Origin of the sequence: Syntrophorhabdus sp., assembly GCA_012719415.1 — a bacterium.
In the GTDB taxonomy this organism is placed as follows: Bacteria; Desulfobacterota; Syntrophorhabdia; order Syntrophorhabdales; family Syntrophorhabdaceae; genus Delta-02.
In genome coordinates this window covers 1-3,346 of the sequence record JAAYAK010000098.1, presented here as the reverse complement: position 1 = coordinate 3,346, position 3,346 = coordinate 1, and the positions used below count along the sequence as shown (strand labels likewise).

The window sequence follows — 3,346 nt, the reverse complement described above, 5'->3', positions numbered from 1 at the left end:
TGCCATGCTTATCGTCAATAACCTTTCCAAGGCCTACGGGACCCAGATACTTTTTGATGGGGCGAGCTTTACCGTCGGGCCGGGGGAGCGCCTCGGACTCGTGGGGCGGAACGGGACGGGAAAGACGACGCTTTTCAGGATGATACTCGGGGAAGAGACGCCCGATTCGGGGGAGATCCATATCCCCCGGGGCTACACCATCCGCCATCTCTCCCAGCACATCTCCTTCAGCGAGAGGTCCGTCCTCGCCGAGGCGTGCCTCAACCTTCCCGTGAGCGACGACGGCCGAGACGAGACGTACAAGGCGAAGACGGTGCTCGCGGGGCTTGGCTTCACCGAGGACGAGTTCTCTTCGGACCCGGGGAAACTGAGCGGCGGTTTCCAGGTGCGCCTTAACCTGGCAAAGATCCTCATCGCCCGTCCCATGATGCTCCTTCTCGACGAGCCGACGAACTATCTCGACATCGTCTCCATACGGTGGCTCACACAGTTCCTGAGAGGGTGGAAGGGGGAGATGGTCCTCATCACCCACGACAGGGATTTCATGGACTCAGTGACGACCCACACCATGGCGATCCACCGCATGAGGATGCGCAAGATCGCGGGCACGACCCACAAGCTCTACGAGCAGATCATCGAGGAAGAGGAGGTCTACGAACAGACCCGCGTCAACGAAGAGAAGAAGCGCAGGGAAACAGAGCTCTTCATCAACCGCTTCCGCGCCCAGGCGACGCGCGCGCGCTCGGTGCAATCGCGGATACGGCAGCTCCAGAAAAAGGAGAGGATGGAGAAGCTCGCTACTCTCGAGAGCCTCGAATTCTCTTTCAATGCCGCCCCGTTCCCCGGCAGGTGGCTTATCGAGGCGGACAATGTGGGCTTCTCCTACGACGCGTCGGGGCCGGAACTCATCAGGGACCTCACCATAGCCGTCAGGAAGCGCGACCGCATCGGTATCATCGGGAAGAACGGCAAGGGCAAGACGACACTCCTCAATGTACTTGCCGGAGAGCTCACACCCCGCTCGGGCACGATCACGTACAGCCAGAACCTGAAGCTCGGCTATTTCGGGCAGATGAACATCGACCGCCTCGACCCGGAACTGACCATAGAGGACGAGATATGGAGCGTCGAGCCCGGCCGGGGAAAGACATCCGTCAGGGGCATCTGTGGCGCCATGCTCTTTGACGGCGACAGGGCCCTCAAGAAGATAGGCGTCCTCTCCGGCGGGGAGCGAAGCAGGGTGCTCCTCGGCAAGCTCCTCGCGGCCCCGGCGAACCTTCTGCTCCTCGACGAGCCCACGAACCACCTCGACATGGAATCCATCGACTCCCTCATCGAGGCTATCAACGAATTCGACGGCGCGGTGATGATCGTGACCCACAGCGAGATGATCCTCGACGCCGTCGCGGAGCGGCTCATCGTTTTCGACGGGAACAGGGTCGGAGTTTTCGACGGCAGCTACGAGGACTTCCTCTCCCGTGTCGGGTGGGAGGACGAGGCCGGGGACAGGACAGGAGAGAGCGAGGCCGCGCTTATCCCCGCGAAAGGCAGTCTCAGGAAGGAATCGAAAAGGCTCAGGGCCGACATCGTCAACGAACGCTCCCGCGCCATGACGCCCGTGAAGACGCGCATCAACGATATCGAGTCCGCCATCACCGAAACGGAGAGGCAGCTCGCCCGCGACAACGAGGCCCTCATCGCGGCCTCGCAGAAGGGGGACGGCAAGTCCATCATATCCCTCTCGATGTCCATCCACGAGGCGAGGCAGCGAATAGACGGCCTTTTCGACGAGCTCGAGGTCCTCACCCTCGAACACGACGCCCTGGCGAGGGACTTCGAACAGCGGCTGAACGAGCTGTAAAAACCGTCACGGCTAAGGTCTTTTCTGGCGAAAAGACCGTCACAAGTCACAGGCCAAAGAACGGTTGCACGTCGCAGGTCTCACGTCTCAAGTCTAAAAGCCAAAAAAGGATCACTGCCGGGTCAACAATTGTGTTGACAACCCATCCCGCTTCGCGGTCTCTTTTTGGCGACCTGCGACCTGCGACCTGCGACCTGCGACCTGCGACCTGCGACCTGCGACCTGCGACCTGCGACCTGCGACCTGCGACGGTCTTCTAAAAGATCATTCTTGATAGCGTGTTCTTCTGAATGTTGCTGGTCCCTTCGTAGATCGATGTTATCCGTATGTCCCTCAGAGCTCCCTCGAGTCCCTGGTCGCGCATGTAGCCGTAGCCTCCCAGGATGTCGATGGTCCTGTTGAGGACCTTTATGGCGCATTCCGGTATCGCGAGCTTCACGAGGGAGGAGTACTTCTTCGATTCCGGGTCCTTGTTGTCGTAGAGCCAGGCTGCCTTGTACAGGAGATTGCGGCACTTCTCGATCTCCACGTACATGTCCACGAGGTCGTGCTCGACGGATTGGAAACGGATTATGGGCTGGCCGAACTGCTGGCGTTTCTTCGCGTATCCGACGGTCTTCTCGTAGCCGTAGAGCATGGCGCCGAAGGCCTGGGCGGCTATCACTATCCTGCCGAGCTCGAACCCGTCGAGGACCATCCTCAAGCCCTTGCCGCGCTGGCCGAGGACGTTCTCCTTCGGTATCTCGAAATCGCTGAAGACGAGCTCCCCCGACGTGGTGGTGTTGATGCCCATCTTCCTGCCGAGGTCGTTGATCTCGAACCGACCGGGGCCGTTCTTCTCGATGAGATCCCTGTCGATCATCATTATGCTCTGACGGTCCTCGTCCTTCGCGAGGAGGGCGTAAAAGTCGGCGTACCCCGCGTTCGTCGTGAAGACCTTCGAGCCGTTCACCACGTAGCGGTCTCCCCCGTCCTCCATCCGTGTCTTGAGGCTCATGAGGTCGCTTCCGCTGTCAGGCTCGGTGACGCTTATGGCGGAGATGTATTTCCCCTCTATCATGGGCCGCACGTACTTCTCCCGCTGCTCGTCGCTGCCGTAAATGTCGACGACGAATCCCGGGATGTATCCGAGGCTCAAGGCCATCCCCATGCCCGGCAGGCACCGGCACAGTTCCTTGACGGCCATGACGTGGCCGAGCGCCCCGTACCCGGAACCGCCGATATCCTCGGCGAAACCGACTCCTATGAACCCCAGCTCCCCGATCTTCTCGTAGAGTTCCCTGGGATACCTGTGCTCGTCCTCGAGTTTGTGGAGGTGGTCCTGGTCAAGCTCGCGCGCACAGAACTCGCTCACCGCGCTCTCGACATCCTTGAGATCATTATTGATATAAGGGTCCGTCATCTTTCACCACCTGTTGTCATGATCGATCTGTCCGATTTTCTAAATTCTCCTGCGGATGGCAGCGTTTTGCAAGGGGAAAAAGA

2 protein-coding genes are annotated in these 3,346 nt (G+C 59.8%); one reads left to right on the top strand and one right to left on the bottom strand.

What is annotated here, in order from left to right; genetic code table 11:
- Positions 1–4 precede the first annotated feature (4 nt).
- Positions 5–1,861: an ABC-F family ATP-binding cassette domain-containing protein gene (locus GXX82_05915; GenBank protein NLT22564.1), complete on the top strand. Its 1,857-nt coding sequence runs from the start codon at positions 5–7 to the stop codon at positions 1,859–1,861.
- Between the two features lie 256 nt (positions 1,862–2,117).
- Here the strand turns inward: GXX82_05915 and GXX82_05910 are convergent, their stop codons facing one another.
- Positions 2,118–3,263 (bottom strand): acyl-CoA dehydrogenase, encoded by a 1,146-nt coding sequence (locus GXX82_05910; protein NLT22563.1) that lies wholly within the window; start codon positions 3,261–3,263, stop codon positions 2,118–2,120.
- Positions 3,264–3,346 lie beyond the last annotated feature (83 nt).